Origin of the sequence: Trueperella sp. LYQ141 (genome assembly GCF_046599555.1) — a bacterium.
Lineage (GTDB): Bacteria > Actinomycetota > Actinomycetes > Actinomycetales > Actinomycetaceae > Trueperella.
Window position 1 is genome coordinate 1 of sequence record NZ_JBKIWQ010000002.1, and the last position, 22171, is coordinate 22171.

The following is a 22171-nucleotide window of genomic DNA, read 5'->3' on the forward strand; positions in this document are numbered from 1 at the left end:
CACCAACAAGCCAACACCACCATACCCACCTGGGGCGACGCAATCTGCTGGAACGAACTCCACCACACCACCCCATACCACAACACCTGGGACTAACCCACAAGCAACACATTTTGTCCTATAACCCAAATAGCCAATAAGAAAGCGCAAGTATGCGGTCAATCAGCAAGCGTCGTCGCTAGATGGATTCATCTGCGTCGCGATGGCTGGAGAGATTGCACCGGAGGATCGAATACCAGAGCACGTAGCTTACCTTTGGCAGTATTGCAGGTATATCTTGTCGGCTCGCTGTTGATGTTATCTGCGTTGATTGATGTAGATGTCTTACGTGATGGATGTCAATACTGTTGGCAATGCGACTAAAGCTGACGGTTGGATCTGAGAGTGAATTAGTCGTAAAAAATACGGCTCGCTCATATACGTCACGAGCATACGAGTTGGCGCATGGAAACAGGGCATGTTCAATGCGGCGCCGGCATGCATTTGTCGTCGGGTAACGTTTTCGGATTCGTTCATGTTCGTACAAGGCATGAAATGTGGCAAAGCAGTAAGTTTTAGGTCTGCTTCCGTCTGTATACGGTCTGCAGGGTAGCGGTAGCGGGTTAATAATCTCTGAGTTGATAACTACATAAAAGCACCCGTTCCGGGTTTCTCGTTTTCCCACTGCTAATTTGTCATAATGTGCATTATCGGATCTTTAGATATGTTGACAGAATCTATATAGGCCTATCTTTCCTTAGAATTTAGCCATTAACGCCCCTGTGAAACCGACGTTTGCGCCGAGCAATATAATTTATGTGTATTGATTTAGGAGGAACACATGGCAGAACGCTCACTGCGCGGAATGCGCATCGGCGCACACTCACTCGAATCAGATATTGGCGTCTCCTTCGTCGCACGACGCCAGGAAGCCTACACCTGCTCAAATAACCACACCTTTAACGTCACTTTCGCTTCAGAAGCGGAAGCACCACAGACCTGGGAATGTAAATGCGGAGCGCCTGCCGAGCTCGTCGGCTCAGCAACCGACGATGACGCAAAACCAGCAAAACCACAGCGCACACACTGGGATATGCTCCTGGAGCGTCGCTCTGAAGAAGAATTAAAGGTATTGCTCGAAGAACGCCTAGCGTTGCTACGTGCAGGCAAACTACATACGCGCCGGCACAGTTAACCGCGTAGATCCTGCCGCCAGCGCGCAATGAGATGTAATCGGTAGTCAATGTGGGGTGTGTGATTGGTACAATATTATACCAATCACACACCCCACAACTACACCTAGCTCTTGCCGAGAGCACCCTGCAAACAGCAATTACCCTCAACGGGCAAGCTACACGCAGATTTGCCACGCCACCTTCCTCACTGCAGAGCTATCGAGAAGTAATCCGGCGACGTAGCTGCGACCAGCGCCTGCGCACTCCCAGAGAGGTTGCGTGCACGAAGGCCTCGCCAATAATGCGCGACGACATCTTCGATACCCCTAAGGTTCGATTCGTGAAAGAAATCGGGACTTCAACAATGCGAGCTGCTAGTTGCTCCGCTCGATACGTCATATCAACCTGAAAGAAATATCCATGCACGGATACGTCATTAAAATCTATCCGACGCAGCAAATCCGTGCGATAGACACGAAATCCTGCCGTCACATCACTAACAGGCAAGCCGGTAAGTGCTCGCACATACCTATTTCCAGCACGAGAGAGTACCTGGCGATACTTTGGCCAGTTCACCACTTCCCCACCGGCAACCCACCGAGATCCAATCACCAATTCAGGGCTATCCGGCGCCACAGCGCGTTGCAATAATGCAGGCAACTGCTCCGGCTGGTGCGATCCGTCGGCATCCATCTGACAGGCAAAATCATATCCTCGGGCTATCGCCCAACGAAAACCAGCAAAATACGCATCTGCCAATCCAGTTTTCTGTTCGCGATGTAGCACAAAAACCGCAGCATCTGCGTCTGCACACTGCTGTGCATACTGCCCGGTACCATCCGGAGAGGCATCGTCGATGATCAAAATATCGCACTGTGGAACGGCCCGTCGCGTGCGTTGCAGAATATCAGGCAAACTCTCCCGCTCATTGTACGTCGGGATACAAATGAGAATACGAGTCATATCAGCGCTTTGCCTTTCGTTGCACCCGAAGCTCAAGTAAGGCAGCTACACTCACGCCAAGAGAAGCTGAGGCTCCGAGAATCCACACCACCCACCACCGCTGGAGGTACGTCTGGGTCGCTGGCGTCAACTGAGTATGGCGAGCCACCTGAATAACACGAGCATCAACACTGAGCGGCGCAGTGCGATACTGCGTTACTGATCGCGAATTACTCGCCCCGGAAACCCCGGATGTCGATACTTGAATCGCCGTCCGTCCATGCTCTCGGGCTCGAAAACGAGTGATGTCGAACTGCTGATTCCCAAGCTCACTCTTCCCAAATGACGCATTATTCGTCGGCACAACAATGAGCTCAGCACCGGCTTTAACTGCCCGAGCAACAATCTCCTCATCTGCGATTTCAAAACAGATCGGCACTGCCAGGCGAATCGTGCCATTTACCAAAGGAACATCCAGCACGGCTATCCCATCACCGGGCAACATATCCTTGCTAATACGGTCAACTGCCGGGGCAAATGAACGTATCTGCGTTCGCAGTGGAACATATTCCCCAAACGGGACGGGATGTTGTTTGCGATAATACGCTATCGGACCGCGATGCGGGACAATAACCAGCACATCGTTATACCGCCCATCAGGTTCATAACGTTGCGTCCCCATCACCAACGGGACGCCAATATCGTTGACCAGGTTCATCACCTGTGGACCCAGCTCCGGATCAACACGAATATCTCGATCAGACGAGGATTCCGGCCATAACACTAGATCCGGTTTCGTTGATAACTTCGAAAATAACTGACGGGTTTGGGCAATGTGATTTTCCGTGACGATACGCGCCTTATCTGGTGTCGAATCGTCAGGCACTCCGCCTTGAATAATGGCAACAGATATTGTGGCGCCGACCGGGCGCAGTCCACCTGGAATAATAGCTGGCACGACGATAAATACCCCGGCCAGGCCCACCGCACAACTGCTCGCTAAATACGAACGACTAATCCCCTCAACAGCGATAACCGCAGCCATAACACAGACGAAGGCAATAAGGGCAGTTGAGCCATACGGCGCTAGCGAAGCCATCGGAGAATCAACCAGAGCAAATCCCAGTCTGCCCCACGGCATCCCGCCAAGAGGCCAACAACAACGTAGCTGCTCTATTGCCGTCCAGATAGCCGCTGCACATCCTGCGCGCACGGCGATGCGGTATGGGCGCGGCACATTAGGCGCGACGCGCGAGGATAACGCCCACAACGCCGCACATAGCGAGATATAGCAGGATTCAACGCCAGCTAATGCCACAAGCGCTATCGGCGTTTGCGCAGCGACTGCTGCCCAAGAAAACAATGGCATAAAGTAGCACAGCCCGGTCAACATGCCCAGGCACGCTGCTCGCCCAACCCGTTGACCGCGCACCGCCCACCATAAAAACATGAGGGCCGGAACAATCAAGGCCCACCATCGCAACGGAGTATTGGCAGCATATAGCCCACAACCGGCAAGGATGGCGAGCACGATTCTCATATAGGCCATCTTAGTACCTGCTGTATGCTGTGCCGAAAATACGAAAACTCTATAGATGTGAAAAACGCAGGCACATATAGGATCCCTCGGACCGATATATCACTCGTTTTCTATCGGATCTCACTGTGCCTGCGTCCAACACCTCTCATAGGGTACGCACAGCACGAGTATGCGGGCAAGCGGACTTTAAGACCGTGCCCAGAATCACCAGACCACCTGCACAAACAGTAGAGAAAACTGAAAAGATGTTGGCGTGTCGTATTTCTGGGTGTGTTTCCATAAATATCACAGACCGCCAATTTCGCTTCCCATACGACAACTACACATCCCTCTTTGCGCACACGCAACACTGATATGCCAGAGACTCTTACAGCCACGTCCATTTAGTGATTGCCAGCCGCGCCTGATGAGCTGTAGACGTCAGATACTCGCTTGCTTCAACCATCTCAACCTGCCCCAACAGATCAATAAGCCGTCGATTAGCAGAAATAAAATCACCGACAACAAAATTTCCAGCACGCAGCACATGCTCCAACTGCGCCCCCTCTGCCCAGGCACAAAACGCATCCATTGCGCCGGTAAACAGCTCTGGAGTACGAGTAATCCCCTGTTGTGCTTCAATAGCAGTCAGATACTCCTGATCGCGTTCAATAGCGCGCCATGCCCGTCGTAACGTAGGACGCGTCGGCATCCCGGAACCCAAACGCCGATCCGCAAGAAAAACAGACATCACGCCCGCAAACTCTGCAGGGGTCATATCACGCAACTGCGCCTGCGCCAACGAAAGGCAGATCAATAAATCTGCTTCCGAATGAACTCCCCGCAATAGCTGCGCTCCCCCAGCTAATTTCACTCGCCCAATGCGAGGTGCAATATCTGTAAAATCCGCTGTATCTTTCGGAATACCCTGAATATAGCCCAGATACCCCAACACTCGAACTGTGGCATCGAACTCTTTCGCCACTGAATCGTCAAAGGATTCGGACTGTTCCTCAAGGTGAGCAAGCTGCCGATGTAACGTCACCCATTGTGCCGCATATTCAATATGATCTGCCCGATGTGGGCACTGATGTACCGGATGGTTATGAACAGCCGGATCACAAACATCCGCAAAACGATCCCACGACATCTCAAGATCAGCATCAGCGCCCCACTCAAAACGATCCCGAACAAGGCGATCAATCCGCGAGGCAATATCCCGACGAACCTCCCGATCTTTGACCGAAATACCGAAAGGTAAATCAATATCAGCAACTTCACGCAATGCCGAAGAAAGATCGTCAAAGTACAGCCAACGCAATGCCCCCGATACATCAATAATTCGCAGCCGTTTACTACCAACTGATAACACCACTGCGTAATCTAGCTCGCCGTGGCACGCAAAAGCATATACCCGACCAGTGCGAACACCGTTCCACGATTCAATAATCCGAAGCCGGTACGCTTCTTTTGCTCGACGACGCGCCGATTTGCTGGCTCGCCCGCCACGTTCTCGGGCGCGAATGTAATCGAGAACATCGCCGTACTCGCACATATCCTGCAAGGATTCCTCTAGCTGTGCAAGCCGTGCGCGCAGTCGGGCAATTCGCCCACGCATCTGCCCAAGATCAGCATTGCGCTGAAACTGTGCAAAGGAAGTCCCCATAATAGCTCGCGCCTGGGCGTAGTCATGGTAGGCCAAAAGATTAACAACCGAATTATATGAAGGGAAAAATGCGGAAAGGAGCGGATCTACTCGACCAGAACCCAAATCAGCCAGATAATCGACATCAAGATCAGAACTATGCATAACAACCGCATGCCCCACCTGATCTCGCCCACGACGACCAGCACGCCCGATGAGCTGGGTATATTCAGTTGCTGACAGATCAACAAAATCAGCGCCATTCCATCGCTTCGTCTCTTCTAAAACAACAGTGCGCACCGGCATATCAATACCTAATGCCAAAGTGCCCGTCGCATAGACCAGCTTCAGCAAGCCAGCTTCCATGAGATCCTCAGCCAGCTCCTTCAATGGCGGAAAAATACCCGCATGATGAGCGCAATATCCACGCCGCATGGCCTGTGCCCAATACTCAAAACGAACCGTCCGTCGATCCTCTGCGGTTAATGCAGCTCGCAATGTACTAAGCCGCTGCCCGATCTGTTTCTGCTGAGCCGAAGTAGTTAACGTTATATCTGCCTCCAGGAGGTCACTGACCGCCCGATCACAACCTTTACGCGAAAAAATGAACTCAATTGCCGGCAACAGATCATGCCGCCCCAATATATCGAGTATGCGTTTACGGCGAGAAAAGCCAATACGCCCCGATCTGCGCTCCGACATACGTTCATCGGCCCGCCGTAAAGCCGCAGATACCTCCCCCGACGAACCATACAGCGGCAATAATTTATGACCAACCGCCACATGCTGTTGCAAAGGAACCGGACGCACCTGAGAGACGATCACCTCAACCTCGCCGCGAACCGAGGTCAACCAGCGGCTAAACTCCTCCACATTCGCAATCGTCGCTGACAGCGAAACCAGGCGCACCTGAGCCGGCAATTGCAAAATGATTTCTTCCCATACCGGCCCCCGAAACGGATCTGCAAGATAATGAACCTCATCCAGGACGACGTATCCCACATCCGAAATCATGTCGTCATGAACAAACAACATATTGCGCAAGACTTCCGTGGTGACCACAAGAATCGGCGCGTGGCGTCGGATCGTCTGATCTCCGGTCAATAAGCCGACGTGTTCCGCTCCGATACGCGAACACAGATCCCGAAATTTCTGATTAGATAGCGCCTTGATAGGTGCAGTGTAAATACACCGCTGCTCCCGCGCTAAGGCCAATTCCACCGCATATTCCGCGACCACTGTCTTGCCTGATCCCGTCGGGGCACATACCAGAACATCATGGCCAGCCTCTAAAGCCCTCATAGCCTGACGCTGAAAATCGTCAAGAATTATCCCCCGCTGGGCATAACGATCAATAAAAAAGCGGGCAATATGAGAATCAGTCATCAGATCGTCTCATCCTGGTTATCCTCAAAATATTGACAATAATCACGCGCATACTCGCCCAAGGCATCGGCCACATACGTCGGTTCAATACGAAGCAAATCTGGACCCAACTGAAGCGCCAATGAAAACAGCCAAGATAGCCGCGCCACAGGAAACGTTATCTGGATATTCTCCCCAACAAAACGGCAACGCGCATCCGCGATCTCCTCCGCCAACCAGCGCCCTGCCGACCTACACGTCAGCGTCACATCCACCCCACAAAACCGAGCAGCACGAGCAGAGCGATTCACCTCATTTCGCGTCTTTTCTGACACAACAATATCAGTGCATAGCTGCGCATGCGCTATCCGGTCAATACGATAATGGCGCACCGACCGAGAAATAGTTGCCTCCGTCGTGATCCTACGCGCCACCAGGTAAGCTCGCCGATCAAGAAGAATCTGAGTGGGAAGAATACGGATACGCTCCTGAACTGGCCGGTCAACCCTCGGAGTATCGCGGCTTTTAAGATAGACAATATCGAGCGCAAGCCGACGATTGATTGCCTCTAACACCGTATGCATAACAGGTGAACGATTCGCCAGCAACGGCATCATCCACAACACCTGCGCGTACCCCGCCCGCTCTAAAGCGTCAAGAAGAACATGGCGCACATGGATCAACTCGTCATACGCCGATGAATGTTCTGAAACAACCGACAACAACTGACCAATAACAGTCAGCACACATACCACATCAAACAACGAAAAATATGGCGCCAGATGAGACTCATCAGTCAATAAAACGACAGGTTCATCTAACTCGGATAACTGATAATCCAAGTCCACCAACGTTGAGTAGAAACCAGATTCTTCCTGACGTTCTAACGTAGCTAGCTGAGTCAAGGCGAGCTGCACATCCGCTATGCGCATCTGTAGCTCACGGGCAATCTCCCGAATTGACATATCCTTACGCGCCAACTTCGTCAATATGGCAATTTTACGAGCCAACTCAATATCACTCATCAAATCGCCCCACCCGCTGAGTAATGGCACGAATATGGATCATCCTGGCACGGAAATCGGCAACTAATGACGGCGGAGCACACAACACAGTATCTGCGCCATAAAATACGAGATCCTCATACAGCTCCCGACGATCAATGGCACAAAACCTACACACAAATCCCCCGCCTGCGGCTGGTCGCACCTCATCAGCCCGTTCCAACAGCGGAATATAGCGAAATGCTAACAGTGTTGCCGCCACTGGATCGAGTGCAGATTTTGAGGCAGAACCATCGCGATCTTCCACCGTCTGTGCTAATTCTTCGATCCCACCAACAATACGAGACATCTTATATACCCGTTGACCATCTTCCACGCTCGGCTCACACTGATAGCCCCGAAGGTAGAACGATCCTCGAATATTCCCAATCTGATACGGCTCAACAACATAAGAACGAACCTGACAGTGGCGCGTTGAGCAATATTGAAACCGGATCCGTTTGCGATGCTGGATTGCCGCGAGCACTGACGCAACTCCGGCATACCTCACGCTGGCAACATCTATCGCGTCAGAAAAATCGCCAGGATCGTCACCGTATCCCAATAACTTCGTAATACTTGCTCGCGAAGGCGCGGTATGCCAGGCGGCACTACGGCAGATATAGCGAATCGCACTGAGCGTGCCAATATGTGCTGAAGAAAGATCTATAGGGTTGCACTCCAGGAAAAACTTCCCATCATGAGAGGAAATAAGATAGCCGCTCTGGCGCAACTGGCGAATATCGTTGTATATCGTTGTCGAGTTCGCTTCGCGATAAACCGGCAGCCGCAGCAGATCCGCTATCGTCACCGACCCTGATTGTAAAGCGAGCAATAACGCCGGAAGCCGATCCCCTTTACGATACCCGACGTACTCCGGCTCCTCATCACCAATCGCATAACCGGATGAGGGTTCTGGCGTTGTGCTCATACTTGCCACCTTACTAAAGTGAAAACGTGATGATGTGGAAAAGCGCACAGGTAATACGAGTAGCGCAAGAGTGGGGTCAATGCCGTGTTTACGATCTGGTATGCGATGACGGCACACAGGTACGCGCAATTGGCTATGTTCCCCTGGTCGGGCGCGCCGATATTGGTGAGGAAGTCCTGATAACGAGTGCCACCCTGGCAAAAAATCTCGGTACGGGCGGATTCGCTATGATCGCGGCCATTCCACACGCGCTTCCGACGGACAATCATCGTATTGGACATATTGTTAAAGCTCGTTACACCCCTTTGCAATACACTGTTCTCAGCGTTGACGAGCCAGATTCCCCGCACTACCCCATCTTGTGCGATGCGGATTCCATTGACGCAATGCCCGTTATCTGTGCGGATCTACATTCTGCTTTGCCGGCAATCATCGCTGGCATCCGCTGTGCGGCACCCCAGGCTCGCATTGCCTACATTATGACCGATGGCGGGGCCTTGCCGGCATGGTTTTCCCACACCGCATGGCAACTGCGCGAAAATGGTCATATTATCGGCACTATTAGCTGTGGGCAGGCCTTCGGCGGAGAGCTGGAAGCCGTCTCCATCCATACCGCGTTACTGGCAGCTCGGCTAGTATGGCATGCCGATATTGCTATCGTTGCACAAGGTCCAGGCAATTTAGGAACCGATACCCGATGGGGATTTTCTGGGGTGGCAATCGGCGAAGCATTGAATGCAGTTTATGCTTTACACGGTCATCCTATTGCCTGTGTACGCGCCTCCAGCGCCGATAGCCGTCAGCGCCATTGGGGAATATCCCACCACACTATGCGTGTACTAAAAGACGTTGTTCGTGTACCAACCACAGTAGTTAACGTCGATCTTCCACACATGGATCCTGCGCTACATGCACGAATTACCGAACAATTTGTAGATTTAGCCAGCATTGCGCATCTGAGATTCGTCAGTATGCCTGGTGAGGATCTGACTGCCGCGCTGATAAATCCGCCCGCTCCCCTGCGCACTATGGGACGCGGATTCGCTGAAGACCCACTATCCTTCTACATGGCCGGAGCATCTGGGTACTATGCTGGGCAGCTCCTGCACAATGCGGAACTACCCAGCTAGTCCCTAAATCCGACAAGTCACAATCGGAGTCACTAAAATACCGCGCGCGCCATGCGCATATAGCTCATCCATGACGTGATTGACTGCAGCGCGTTCCACCATCGTTCGCACTGCCACCCAGTTATCGTCATGCAATGGTGCAATAGTCGGAGAATGATAACCAGGAGTGACGCTGATAGCTGCGTCCAGATTATCCTTCCTGACGTCGTAATCAACCAACACATAGTTTCGCGCTGTTATCACACCGGCCAACCGACCATCCAATACCCGCAGCTCATCACTAATCTGCGCGTCTGCTCGACGGATTAAAATGGCCTCAGATTCCAAAAGTGCCTCTCCGAATACCTCCATACCAGCCGCATGTAAGGTCGTTCCCGTCTCCACGACATCTGCAATCGCATCTGCAACGCCTAGGCGTACCGAGGATTCGACTGCACCATCGAGATGGACAACCTGGGCGGAAATCCCATGCTTGGCAAGGTACTTCGTAACCAAAGTGTCATAGGAGGTGGCAATTCGTTTCCCCGCAAGATCCGTCAACGTCATATTCTCGCCATGTGGCGCGGCAAAACGGAAGGTCGCGCGGGCAAAACCCAGAGGGCGATGCTCGTATGCCGAGGCGCCAGAATCAATTAACAGATCGCGTCCAGTGATTCCGACATCAACCGTCCCAGCTCCAACATAGACCGCAATATCACGTGGGCGAATATAGAAAAACTCCACGTCGTTATCCCGATCAACTAATACCAGTTCTCGGCTTTCTCGGCGCTGACGGTAGCCTGCCTCCCGCAACATCTGCGAGGCAGGCTCAGCCAAAGAGCCCTTATTTGGTACCGCGATACGTAACATCGGACTATCTCACCTCACAAAAACCGATAAACGTCATCTATCGTCAGACCACGAGCAATCATCATGACCTGTAGGTGATATAACAACTGCGAAATCTCCTCAGCAAGTGCCTCATCAGATTCATACTCGCCAGCAAGCCACACTTCACCCGCTTCTTCGATGATCTTTTTCCCAATATGGTGCACCCCGCGATCAAGTTCCGCGACAGTCAAAGAACCATCTGGGCGTTTATGTGCTTTATCCTGCAGTTCGGCAAATAAATCGTCAAAGGTTTTCATGCCTTGAGGATACCTAAACCTGACGAATTACTTGCCACCTGCCCACTGGTCAAGAACTGCCGTCGTATATGCTGGCAAATCTGGAACGCGGTCAATGACCTTTGACTGCTTCAAGAACTGTGCCATCGCCTCCCAGGTTGCGGTATTTTGTGAACCAAATACCGACGATCCGGTGTACAGCGCTAACGTGGCATCCAGCACCTGACCTGCCCGTGCTCGCTGCGCAGGGTCACGTAACGAGGGCACATAATGCGCCACAATATCCAAGGCCTCATCGCGATGTTCTGAAGCGTATTCACACGCCTTTTGTAAAGCGTGGAGAATTTTGGCAAAAGCTACCGGATTGATCGCATCACGAGGCGAACCTAACCCCACCCCAACTAGTGGCAAATCGCCAGCGACCAACGGAATCTCACGAATATCCATCCCGGAATCTCGCATGACAACCGCGTCATTATTTGTAAAACCAATAATTGCGTCCACCTGACCGCTAGCTAAAGCTGCCGCCTGAGTGTAGCCAATATATTGCACATCGACATTCGCTAACGAATATGACTGCATCATGGCCAGCAAACCATAATAGTTTTCCCCATACGGACCAGGCAGCCCGACCGAATGACCGGCAAGATCTGCTGGCGAATGGATCGGAGAATCCTGGCGAGTAATGAGCACAACCGGATAGCGCTGATACATCGTCGCCCAGTTAACGACGTCAATTCCCGTGGAAGCTGCCTGCAGCATTTCATCGCCGCCAGCAAAAACAATATCTTCTTCACCGTTACTCATCGCACCAAATAGCGCTTCTTGAGCGCCGTGATGACGCAACGTAATATCAAGACCTTCATCGGCAAAAAACCCTTTGTCATGGGCGATATACATCGGCGCAAATTGTACGTCGGGAATATAGGTTAACCCAATGGTGAAGGCGCCCTCAGATGATCCCGATGCAGAATGTGCCTCGGAAGGATTCTGCTCGCCGGCTTGATGAGCTGTTGCGGAGCAGCCTACTAAAAGTGTGCATACGCTGAGGAGAGCCGCAATCTTTTTCATGATGACCTTTCTGTAACTATTGAGATTGTCCAGTTCTCCACTGCCAAAATCACGACGTAGATAGCTACAGCAATGAGAGCCAAAATAGCAATCACGGCAAACATGCCAGTCAGATCATTGAGATGATGTGCAGACGATAGCGCGATACCTAAACCATTGCGCCCACCAATCACCATTTCACCAACAACAGCGCCGGTAATTGAGAGCGTGAATCCATTACGCAGCCCAGCGATGATGAAAGGCGCAGCAAGCGGAAGCTCTATTGATGACAATAGACGCAGCCCTCCTGCCCCATCGAGGCGAGCAGCGCAGATAACATCTGGGTCGATCCCGCGGATACCCGTCGTCGTCGTAATGACAATGGGGAAAATGACCATGAGCGTACACAGTGCGACAATTGGAGCTTTTCCGTATCCCATCCACACCACCAGAAGAGGTGCGAGAGCCACTGCAGGTATTGCCTGCGAGGCTGCAAGGTACGGGTGAATCGCTGCGGAAAACAACCGAGCATGTGCCATAGCACATCCGAGCGGTACGCCAATGCACCCGGCCACTATGCATCCAAGGAAAGCTTCGCTGAGCGTTTGGTAACTTGCTTCTCGCAAATATCCGTCAGTAAAACCGAGGATAATTCGTTGGCAGACCTCACACGGATCAGGAAGCACGAATGGAGCAATCATACCCGTTGATGTGGTCAGCACCCACGCTGCCAATACGAAAACACCGACAAGGCCTGGGGCCAGCCAGCGGGTATGTGATCTCATCGTCCTCTCCCGGATACACGCACCGGGGCACAGGACATGCGGGCAGCAAGAACTGCCCACCTTGCTCCTCCCATCCGGACTTTTACCGTCGGTCGAGGAATTTCACCTCGTCAACCAGCTACGCTGGGTCGCGGACTATCACCGCCGGTTCAGACTTACACTGACCCCGGAGCACATTGCGTACCTCACCAGTGTAGCGCATACAGGTAACGAGGCCGAAGTCAGTCATTCCCATAGCACTGCACGTATTGTGTCTCTTTTTATCTGGGCGAATAACCTGTACCTACACCCACGCACGGCAATGAGGCGGATCGCACTTTAATTGCCATGCTTCATCTCAGCTAGGGATAAGAACTAATGCACGCTAAGGACTAATGCGCATGGCCGGTAGCTAAAGCACGCAGCGCCGCCACTTCAGCATAAGCATCCGCTGCTCGATACACTGCCGAACCAGCAACAAAGGTATCCGCCCCGGCTGCTGCAGCAATCTCAATAGTCTGGCGTGAAATCCCACCATCAACTTGAATCCACACATCCAGCCCCGAGGAATTTACTGCTTCTCGAGTGCGCGCCACCTTCGGCATCATTGACGATAAAAATGACTGACCGCCAAAACCAGGCTCAACCGTCATAATGAGGATCATGTCGAATTCATGGAGAATATCGACGTATGGTTCAATGGCCGTTGCCGGCTTCAATGCCAGCCCAGCGCGTACCCCCATCGCCCGCAACTCACGCGCCAGGCGAATGGGAGCAGCTGCCGCCTCTGCATGAAAGGTCACTGATTTAGCGCCCGCTTCGGCAAATGCCGGCGCCCAATGATCGGGATTATTAATCATCAGATGTGCGTCAATGGGAATCTCACTAACCCGAACAATGGATTCGACGATCGGTACTCCCATTGTCATATTGGGCACAAAGTGGTTATCCATAACGTCAACGTGCGCCCAATCGGCATTGCGGATCTTATGCAGCTCATCTGCCAAATGAGCGAAATCGCAGTTGAGGATCGAAGGATTAATTCTCATGACGTTAATGTACCTTCTTCGTGACTAATGCGAGGAACATTGCATCGCTACCGTGGAGATCTGGCCATAGCTGAAGGTACGGCGTACTGCCCACAATAGGACGCAAGGCCTGTTTTTGTGCATAGGATCGAGCATCGACAAGGGCAGCATCCGGACGGGCAGCTAAGAACGTCTCCATCACATCCAAGGTTTCTTTCCCGTATGGAGAGCACGTGCAATATCCCAAGAGGCCACCTGGCGCCAGAGCCTGCCATCCTGACTCTAGTAAAGCTAATTGGGTTCGCGTCAGATCTAAAGCGTCACCGGCTTCTTTACGCCAGCGCGATTCTGGGCGACGGCGCAAAGCACCAATGCCGGTACACGGGGCATCAATGAGAACTCGATCAAAGAATTCCGGCTGCTCTTGCCCAATATCTGCGCCATCGCCACACCGTAACACCACCGAATCTGACCACGGCGCAACCGCCTTTTCTACCAGCCGCAACCGATGCTCATGAATCTCGTTGGCATAGATTTTCACCTGCGGATTACTGGCCGCTAAGGTTGCCGCCTTTCCACCTGGCCCGGCACACATATCTAGCCATCGGTTATCGGGACGGGAAGGATGGATTGGCGCGCTACTGAAGGTTCGGGCAACAAGCTGTGAGCCTTCATCTTGCACACCAGCCAGGTGATCTTGCACTGCGAAGATCCGCCCTGGATCTCCTCCTTCTAAAATCACCGCGCTATCAACGAGTTCTCCTAAATGCCAGTGCATACGCCCGCGCTCAATATCGCGCCCGAGATCTTCTCGGGAGATGCCCCGTGCAACAAGGGCGACGTCTGTCGGGGTGTTATGTGCCCGCAATACAGAAATGAGATCGCGCGTTGAACGCCCATGTGCCGCTAGCGCACTAGCTAACGCACGAATAATCCATTGCGGATGAGAAAACCACTCCGATAGGAAAGCAACCGAGTTAACTTTCCCGCCCGCATCGGCGACGAGTTGCTCCTGCCATTGCTGTATGTTGCGTTCGCTGACCCGACGCAACACTGCGTTAATAAAACCAGAGGCCCCTGATCCAACCACTGCCCGAGCAAGGTTCACGCTCTCGTTAATGGCGGCATGCGGCGGCGTGCGCAGTTCTAAAAGTTGATGCGCTCCCATTCGCAGTAGCACTCGTACCGGAATATCAATATCAGAGCGATCCATACAATGTCGGAGAATTGCGTCCCACCGACCAGATAACCGCAATGTGCCATAACATAAATTCGTGGCGAAGCTGGCGTCTTGCCGATTCATTCGGGCTGCGGAAAGCGCCTTAGGCAGAGCAATATTGGCATAAGCTCCTGCCATCTCCACATCACATAGCACCTCAAAGGCGATACGCCGAGCACGATCTGCCGGTTTACGGCCCGGACGCCAGTTCAGGGGGCGCTCACTCACCAGTATTCTCCTCTGCTTCGTCAAAGATCAGGTGGTCACTGCGAAGCCCGCGCCACCACTGTGTCGCTGCCATAACTGACTTCCCCGCCGGAGCAACATCCCCTAAACGCAAAGCGGTCGTCGCAGTCCCTACCAGGATATTTCCATCGCGTTCGACGACATGCCCCGGTGCAATGCCTGCCTCGGTAGTTAAGCTCACCGGCCCAATCTTCACTCGCCGATTGTTCAGCATCGTCCACGCGCCAGGAGCTGACGTCCATCCCCTAATGCGTGCTTCGATATGTGCCGCGTCAGCTTGCCAAGAAATACGAGTATCAGCACTTGTTATTCGTGGCGCATAGCTGATCTCCCCAGTCTGTGCGCGCAGGTGCGCCCGCTGCCCCTCAATATCTCCTAGTACGTCGCTTAACTGTATAGCTCCACTGATTGCCAGTTCTGCCAACAAGGTATCTGCGCTATGGTGTGCCTCAATGGCAGTGCGCCGGCAATCGTATATCGGGCCGGTATCTAAACCTTCTTCTATCTGAAAAACACACGTTCCACTTTCGCTATCCCCCGCTGCAATGGAGTGCTGTACCGGCGCTGCCCCACGCCAACGCGGCAATAACGAAAAATGCAGATTGATCCACCCGTGCGTAGGAATGTGCAATAGCTCTGCCGGAATCATTAATCCGTAGGCCACCACAGCGACGGCTTGCGGAGCATAGTCAATAATCGCCTGGCGGATCTCAGGATCACGTAAGGATCGCGGAGTTAACACTGGCAATCCCAGCTCCTCGGCACAGATATGCACCGCCGAAGGCGTAATAATCCGTTTACGCCCTACCGGAGCAGGCGCACGAGTGAGAACGGCAAGAACCTCGTGCTCCGCGTGGAGACGCTGTAAAGAAGGAACGGCAGTTTGTGGCGTTCCAGCAAATAAAATACGCACGATTTCTATTCTACGGCTAATAGTTTGCCGGTGAGAACTAGGTGAATAATGGCAGAGCGTCTCACAGTTGCGGATCTACCCGCACGTGCACCCCCGGTGCCCGCCGCTTAACTGAGGCTTCCCGCAGCGCCTGATAAATAAGTGCTGTCTTTTCTTCTCGTTCGTTATCCTGATAGCGCAGATATACGCGGATCTCCTCGCCCTCGTGCTGTGGGCCTAATACGCTCATACCAGGAATAAGGTCTGTTGCACCTACTGGCAGTATCGCTGCAAGTGGCTCCTCGGTTTCCACCTCATATCCAGCGTATTGAGCTGCTCGTCTGAGTAATCCTAAGAGTTCACGGACGCTTTGCTCACTTCCAGTTACTTCTACCCAGCACGTCGTCGGCGGTAATGCTAAAAGCTGACGTTCAGCGAGCTGCGCTTTCGCCCATCCAGCCATATTCCACGTGCGCCCTACATCAATCAGGTTCGCGGGAACATGACCGACGATAAGTAACTTACCGCCAACAGCCATTGGGCGAATATGGGTTGCTGTTAATGCCATCGTGCGAACAAACTGCTCATCAGCCGTTAACCGCTGCGATAGCAGCAAATAGCCAGCGTCTAATACGATCCCTGCCGCATAGCCGCCGCGGATATTCGGAATCAGCCCTGGCGTTGCAATAACAATACGAGAGGTATCGTCTAGCGAATGTTCTGGCCCAACACCGGCGACGTGTAGTGGCACATTGCGAAATGCGCGACCAATCTCCTGAGCAGTGCGATGTGACCCGTATCGAGTTGCTCGCACCCGCCGCGATCCACAATTCTGACACCGAAAACGCGTTTCGCGATAGCCACATCGCTGGCATATCGGCGGCGAATCCGGCTGCGGAATAGACATTAGCTCTCTACAATGCGGGCATGTGACCGCTGCTCGGCAATTTTCACAGGCCAGACGCAGGATGTATCCGGCGCGCGGCACCAGGAATAGCACCGGCCCATCAGCCAACGCATTGCGCGTCAACGTAAAGACAGCCGAGGGCATCCGAGACATCTCAACACCTTCGCTGAGCACGTCCTGCGCCGAATAGATCTGCGCCACGGCGCTGCGTATCTCCTGCGGGGTAATCAACTGCATCCGCCCCTGCTCAACCTCGTAGCTCAAGGCTAAGGATGGTCCGTAGTTTAACGCCAGTATTCCAACATTTTCGATCCTGGCACGGGTCAGGGCAATATCCCGTGCATGCACATACGGGCTACGCGGTTCACGATATGCCGCATGTTGGTCATCCAGTATCGCAATCAATCCAAGGTTCTGCACCGGAGCCCACGCCGCCGAACGAGTTCCGACAACGATTTGATGACGCCCTGTGAGCACTGAAAGAAACATCTGATAGCGTCGGGCGTGATCCATCTCAGATACCACTACAGCCACGGGTTCTCCGCATTGCCGCTCTATATCACGAGCTAACTGCCAGGCAGCATTCGGCGTCGGTACCAGAATCAACACCGATTTTTCTTGCTGACGCAATGCGCTGATAACTGGCATGAGCATGCGGGCATAAGGATCGCGAGCTCGTAGCTGACACAGGGTGCGCAAGATCGTACCGCCACACAATTGGGCATAGTATTCTGCCCCGCCGTGGTAAGAATTCCAGCTATCTCCAGCAAGCGTGGAAACCGGATCCACCTGCCGCTGCGGCAGCGCAAAAAACTCGCGTTCTGCCCGAGCATGCCGTTGCGGTATCGCTAACCGCAGCGCATCAGCTACCGGCGCTGCGGCACGAGCGGCAATATGTTGACATAGCTCCAAGATTGGTTTGGTGAGCACGGGAACTGTGGAAACGATCCGCCGTATCGGACGCAAATGAGCAGCCGTCGTCGTTTCACAGCGCCGAACAATGAATCCATCGACGCGCTGTGCGCCAATCTCAACAACAACTCGTGCACCAACCGGCACTTCTGCCATTTTTGCGGGAATCTCATAGTCGAACAGCCGATCCATGTGCGGCTGGGGCATATCGAGCAAGACTTGGGCAACCGGACGCGCGAAATCAGCATCAATCTCTCGAGCGACTGGTTCCAGCGCCAGAAGCTCCTCCTGATATTCATACTGCGGGATGCTGAATAGATCGTCACCCGGTTGTCCGTTCATGACCTCTATTGTGCCATGTGACTATACCGCCGAGCGCAACGCTTCCACTCGATCCGTGCGTTCCCACGTGAATTCTGGGAGATCTCGACCGAAATGGCCATAAGAGGATGTGGCCGCATAGATCGGCCGGAGCAAGTCAAGATCACGAATAATTGCTGCCGGTCGCAAATCGAATACCGTCTTGACGGCATTCACCAGGGCATCCATCTCAACATGATGAGTACCGAAGGTTTCTAACCGGATGGAAACCGGATGCGCTCGACCAATCGCGTAAGCAACTTGTACTTCGCAGCGGTCAGCTAAGCCTGCAGCAACGACGTTTTTTGCCACCCAGCGCGCAGCATAGGCAGCGGAGCGATCCACCTTTGATGGATCTTTCCCGGAAAATGCGCCGCCGCCATGACGCGCCATCCCCCCGTAGGTATCGACAATAATTTTACGACCAGTGACCCCCGCATCTCCTTGCGGACCACCGACAACGAACCGCCCGGAAGGATTGACAAAAATCTCCATCTGCGAGCTGTCAACTGGGCAATGCTCGGCAATAACTGGCAAAATAACGTGCTCTCGAATCGCGTTTTCTAGCCACTCGTGGGAAACGTCAGCATCATGCTGAGTTGAGACTACGACCGTATCTAAGCGCACAGGACGATTTTCGTCATAGGACACCGTCACCTGTGTCTTGCCGTCAGGGCGTAGCCCCGGAACAATTCCCCGCTTGCGCACATCAGTAAGCCGCTGAGCAAGGCGATGCGACAAATGAATCGGTAGCGGCATATAGCTCGGCGTCTCATTGCTCGCGTATCCGAACATCATGCCCTGATCTCCGGCACCCTGTTCGTCAAGTACATCGGCACATAGGGCGCTGCGTTTTTCGAGTGAAGACGTGACGGATTGGGAAATATCCGGCGATTGCTGACCGATTGAGATTGTCACACCGCACGAATCCGCATCGAAGCCAATATCCGATGAGGTGTAGCCAATATCGCGTAATGTTGCCCGAATTAATTCTGGTATCTCCACGTATGCGCTGGTCGTCACCTCACCGACGACGAGAACGAGCCCAGTTGTCACCGTGGTTTCCAGGGCAACGCGCGCATGGGGATCACGTTCGAGCAGCGCGTCGAGAATAACATCTGAGATACGATCGCATACTTTGTCGGGATGACCTTCAGTAACAGATTCCGACGTGAAAGGTTGAAGCGTCATGAATTCTTCCTATAGCTGATGATGTCTGTAATGATTGCAGCAGCGATTTCAGATTTTGATCCGCTGAGTTCTGTGCGAGGTTCACCGTGACGATCAACGATCACGACGCGGGTATCTCCCTCCCCAAAACCGAGGTTCTCTCCCACCTGATTAATAACGAGTAAATCCGCGCCTTTCGCTTGCGCTTTTCGTCTGCCATACTCTCGGAAATCAGTATGTTCATCGCCGGTTTCTGCAGCGAAGCCCACCAGAGTTTGCTGTGGACGGCGATGGGCGACAAGATCTTTGAGAATATCGGGGTTTGGCACAAGATCCAGACTGATCGGCCCACCGCGTTTTATTTTCGTAGCTGATCGCGAAGCCACCCGATAGTCACTGACGGCTGCACACATAATAACCACATCTGCGCTCGAACTTTGCTGGCGCATAACCTGATGTAGATCGTCGGCTGATGAAACAGATTCGACCGCTATCCGTGGGTCAATATCCCGACGAACACGGGAATCTATGTGTGCTGCAACAAGTCGGACTTGTGCTCCGGCACGCACCGCCGCATTTGCTAGCTCCACCCCCATGCGCCCGCTTGATCGGTTCCCAATGAACCGCACTGGATCAATTGCTTCATGGGTTCCACCAGCAGAAATAATGAATGACAGGCCTGTAGCGGCAGTTTGCGAAGCAGTAAGTGGGCGTGAGCTCCCAGCCGCTGGTGTAGCACAATCCCCTGGCTGAGATATGTGAGGCGGTGTTGCTGCTATTACTTGATCTGCCTTAGCTAATTCCAGATCGAGAATGTGCAGGGTCTGTGCAACAATATCGCTTGGTTCACTCATCCGCCCAATACCACTATCGGCTCCAGTAAGGCGCCCCGTCTCCGGACCAATAATATGCACTCCGCGCGCGACTAGCGTAGCAATATTGGCCTGCGTCGCCGGATGTAACCACATTTCAGTATGCATAGCGGGGGCGATAGCAATACGCGGGGCAATCAGTGCAGTTGCGGTAAGAAGATTATCGGCCAGACCGCATGCCAGTTTAGCGATAGTGTGCGCAGTTGCCGGAGCTATGAGCAACATATCGGCATTCTGACCTGTGCGAACATGTGCTACCTCGTCAGCAGCCTCATGGGTATGCACATACACCGGATGACCACTGATCGCTTCAAAGGTCGTCTTTCCAACGAACTCTAGCGCGTTAGGGGTGGGAACGACCTGGACTTCACACCCAGCCGCGCGCAAAGCGCGCACCACAGCTACGGTTTTATAAGCAGCAATTCCACCGCACACCCCAACTACAATGCGCATAGGCGTGCGATCTTGCTTCGGCGAGTCTGGATTCATACTACTTGCCGATGTAGAAAATGAGCCTCCCACCTGGGAGGCTCCGGCGCGTATCGAATTAATCGTCAAGGCTCAGCGACAGCTTATCTTCCGCGACTTCCTTGAGCGCCACCGACAGAGGTTTATCTTCCGCCGCAGCCGGAACAAGCGGACCGATGTTCGTGATATTGCCATCGCCGGACTTCATCTCCTGACGATAGGCATTAATCTGGCGAGCACGTGCTGCACCGAACACAGCGAGGGTGTACTTCGAATCGACTTTCTCAAGGAGGTTATCGATTGCCGGTGAAGTGATTCCCTCTGGATTTGGCGTCGTACCGAACATAACTGCCTTCCATAAATGATTGATTCAGCGCTCTATTCTACCCGTTATCGGCCATAATGTTGAGTAGCTCCTCGGTGGCCTGTGCCACTGTTGTATTGATGACGATATGGTCAAATTCGCCCTCAGCAGCCAATTCCACGCGAGCAGTTTCCAAACGGCGGACCTGCTCCTGCGCATCTTCTGTTCCGCGGGTACGCAACCGGCGCTCCAGTTCTTCCCAAGATGGCGGAGCGATGAAAATCTGCGTCGCTTCCGGCATAGATTCACGTACTTGCCGAGCACCAGCAAGATCCAGCTCTAAGATCACCAGTTTGCCAGCATTGAGTGCATCCACAACTGGCTGGCGCGGAGTTCCGTAACGATGTACGCCGTGGACGACCGCCCACTCCAACATTTGCCCCGATTCCACCAGTTCTTCAAAACGCTGTGCAGTAACGAAATAGTAGTTCACGCCATCGACTTCCCCTGGGCGCGGGGCGCGCGTCGTCGCAGAAATCGAATACCACACATCGTCAATCTGATCGAGAAGCTGCGCAATGACAGTTCCTTTACCGACGGCCGTTGGGCCGGTAATCACAAAAGCTCGGGTCATATCTTTATATTGTCTTTCTCGGCCACTCTTTGCAAAAAAAAACAATAGCGGCACCCGTACCAGATGCCGCTATTGGGGAAATGATCTCTTAGCCAAAGAGTTCGACCAGACGCTGCGTCTGATGCTTACCTAGGCCCGCGACGCGACGCGAATCGGAAATCTTCGCCGTTTTCATGATCGTCTCGCACTTGGCAGGACCAATCCCCGGCATAGATTGCAATAAGGATGAAACCTTGAGCTTGCCGATAACTGGATCGTCTTGCGCCAGTTTAAGGACGTCAGAGAGCTTTGTCTTGCCTGACTTGAGATCTTCCTTAATCGCTGCGCGCTTCTTGCGTGCCACAGCAGCCTTTTCGAGTGCAGCTACGCGCTCCTCAGGCGTCAGTGTTGGTAGTGCCATGATGTCTCCTCACGGTGTTAGCGATAGTGCAAATATAGCGCCGCAACCGTGAGAATTCCGCTCATTTTCGCCGTTTGTAAGGGCGCAATTTAGCTTTTATCGTTTGCGCT

At 53.1% G+C, this 22171-nt stretch carries 20 protein-coding genes and 1 riboswitch; of the genes, 2 read left to right on the forward strand and 18 right to left on the reverse strand.

Going from position 1 to position 22171, the window contains the following annotated elements; translation table 11 throughout:
- The first annotated feature begins 820 nt into the window (after positions 1-820).
- On the forward strand, positions 821-1174 hold the full coding sequence (locus ACLHIJ_RS02225) for an RNA polymerase-binding protein RbpA (protein ID WP_411296328.1): 354 nt from the start codon (positions 821-823) through the stop codon (positions 1172-1174).
- A gap of 196 nt (positions 1175-1370) precedes the next feature.
- Here the strand turns inward: ACLHIJ_RS02225 and ACLHIJ_RS02230 are convergent, their stop codons facing one another.
- The 5 genes from ACLHIJ_RS02230 to ACLHIJ_RS02250 all read right to left on the reverse strand — a co-directional run bounded on the left by ACLHIJ_RS02230 (position 1371) and on the right by ACLHIJ_RS02250 (position 8599).
- Positions 1371-2117: a polyprenol monophosphomannose synthase gene (locus ACLHIJ_RS02230; RefSeq protein WP_411298386.1), complete on the reverse strand. Its 747-nt coding sequence runs from the start codon at positions 2115-2117 to the stop codon at positions 1371-1373.
- A 1-nt stretch (position 2118) separates the two neighbouring features.
- Positions 2119-3636: an apolipoprotein N-acyltransferase gene (lnt, locus tag ACLHIJ_RS02235; protein ID WP_411298387.1), complete on the reverse strand. Its 1518-nt coding sequence runs from the start codon at positions 3634-3636 to the stop codon at positions 2119-2121.
- A 367-nt stretch (positions 3637-4003) separates the two neighbouring features.
- Complete coding sequence (locus ACLHIJ_RS02240) at positions 4004-6646, reverse strand: DEAD/DEAH box helicase (RefSeq protein ID WP_411298388.1); 2643 nt, start codon at positions 6644-6646, stop codon at positions 4004-4006.
- The gene (locus ACLHIJ_RS02245) at positions 6646-7650 is read right to left on the reverse strand and encodes a WYL domain-containing protein (protein WP_411296324.1); all 1005 of its coding nucleotides are present in this window, start codon (positions 7648-7650) and stop codon (positions 6646-6648) included. Before ACLHIJ_RS02245 ends, ACLHIJ_RS02240 begins: the two co-directional genes overlap by 1 nt.
- Positions 7643-8599 carry a helix-turn-helix transcriptional regulator gene (locus ACLHIJ_RS02250; RefSeq protein WP_411296323.1) on the reverse strand — a complete coding sequence of 319 codons (957 nt, stop codon included), beginning with the start codon at positions 8597-8599 and terminating at the stop codon, positions 7643-7645. The genes ACLHIJ_RS02245 and ACLHIJ_RS02250 overlap by 8 nt, the downstream gene beginning before the upstream one ends.
- A gap of 29 nt (positions 8600-8628) precedes the next feature.
- Between ACLHIJ_RS02250 and ACLHIJ_RS02255 the strand changes: the two genes are divergently transcribed.
- Positions 8629-9729, forward strand: a complete 1101-nt coding sequence (locus ACLHIJ_RS02255; protein WP_411298448.1) for a DUF3866 family protein — start codon at positions 8629-8631, stop codon at positions 9727-9729.
- A 3-nt stretch (positions 9730-9732) separates the two neighbouring features.
- Here ACLHIJ_RS02255 and hisG read toward each other — a convergent pair whose 3' ends face one another.
- The 13 genes from hisG to mihF all read right to left on the reverse strand — a co-directional run bounded on the left by hisG (position 9733) and on the right by mihF (position 22061).
- Entirely contained in the window at positions 9733-10578 is an 846-nt protein-coding gene (gene hisG, locus ACLHIJ_RS02260) for an ATP phosphoribosyltransferase (RefSeq protein ID WP_411296322.1), read from the reverse strand.
- 14 nt (positions 10579-10592) lie between these two features.
- Positions 10593-10856, reverse strand: coding sequence for a phosphoribosyl-ATP diphosphatase (locus ACLHIJ_RS02265; RefSeq protein WP_411296321.1), 264 nt, complete (start codon positions 10854-10856; stop codon positions 10593-10595).
- 27 nt (positions 10857-10883) lie between these two features.
- Positions 10884-11906 (reverse strand): ABC transporter substrate-binding protein, encoded by a 1023-nt coding sequence (locus ACLHIJ_RS02270; RefSeq protein ID WP_411298389.1) that lies wholly within the window; start codon positions 11904-11906, stop codon positions 10884-10886.
- Positions 11903-12670, reverse strand: a complete 768-nt coding sequence (locus ACLHIJ_RS02275) for an ABC transporter permease (RefSeq protein ID WP_411296319.1) — start codon at positions 12668-12670, stop codon at positions 11903-11905. The genes ACLHIJ_RS02270 and ACLHIJ_RS02275 overlap by 4 nt, the downstream gene beginning before the upstream one ends.
- Positions 12671-12728: 58 nt before the next feature.
- Positions 12729-12848, reverse strand: a riboswitch (FMN riboswitch).
- 193 nt (positions 12849-13041) lie between these two features.
- Positions 13042-13698, reverse strand: coding sequence for a ribulose-phosphate 3-epimerase (gene rpe, locus ACLHIJ_RS02280; protein ID WP_411296318.1), 657 nt, complete (start codon positions 13696-13698; stop codon positions 13042-13044).
- A gap of 4 nt (positions 13699-13702) precedes the next feature.
- Positions 13703-15124, reverse strand: coding sequence for a transcription antitermination factor NusB (locus tag ACLHIJ_RS02285; protein ID WP_411296317.1), 1422 nt, complete (start codon positions 15122-15124; stop codon positions 13703-13705).
- On the reverse strand, positions 15117-16055 hold the full coding sequence (fmt, locus tag ACLHIJ_RS02290; protein WP_411296316.1) for a methionyl-tRNA formyltransferase: 939 nt from the start codon (positions 16053-16055) through the stop codon (positions 15117-15119). Before fmt ends, ACLHIJ_RS02285 begins: the two co-directional genes overlap by 8 nt.
- A gap of 61 nt (positions 16056-16116) precedes the next feature.
- Complete coding sequence (locus ACLHIJ_RS02295; RefSeq protein WP_411298390.1) at positions 16117-18195, reverse strand: hypothetical protein; 2079 nt, start codon at positions 18193-18195, stop codon at positions 16117-16119.
- Positions 18196-18216: 21 nt separating this feature from the next.
- Complete coding sequence (gene metK, locus ACLHIJ_RS02300; protein WP_411296314.1) at positions 18217-19404, reverse strand: methionine adenosyltransferase; 1188 nt, start codon at positions 19402-19404, stop codon at positions 18217-18219.
- Positions 19401-20744, reverse strand: coding sequence for a bifunctional phosphopantothenoylcysteine decarboxylase/phosphopantothenate synthase (locus tag ACLHIJ_RS02305; RefSeq protein ID WP_411298391.1), 1344 nt, complete (start codon positions 20742-20744; stop codon positions 19401-19403). Before ACLHIJ_RS02305 ends, metK begins: the two co-directional genes overlap by 4 nt.
- Before the next feature lie 58 nt (positions 20745-20802).
- Entirely contained in the window at positions 20803-21069 is a 267-nt protein-coding gene (gene rpoZ, locus ACLHIJ_RS02310) for a DNA-directed RNA polymerase subunit omega (protein WP_411296312.1), read from the reverse strand.
- 37 nt (positions 21070-21106) lie between these two features.
- Positions 21107-21661 carry a guanylate kinase gene (gmk, locus tag ACLHIJ_RS02315; RefSeq protein WP_411296311.1) on the reverse strand — a complete coding sequence of 185 codons (555 nt, stop codon included), beginning with the start codon at positions 21659-21661 and terminating at the stop codon, positions 21107-21109.
- A gap of 88 nt (positions 21662-21749) precedes the next feature.
- Positions 21750-22061 carry an integration host factor, actinobacterial type gene (mihF, locus tag ACLHIJ_RS02320; RefSeq protein ID WP_411296310.1) on the reverse strand — a complete coding sequence of 104 codons (312 nt, stop codon included), beginning with the start codon at positions 22059-22061 and terminating at the stop codon, positions 21750-21752.
- Positions 22062-22171: the final 110 nt, after the last annotated feature.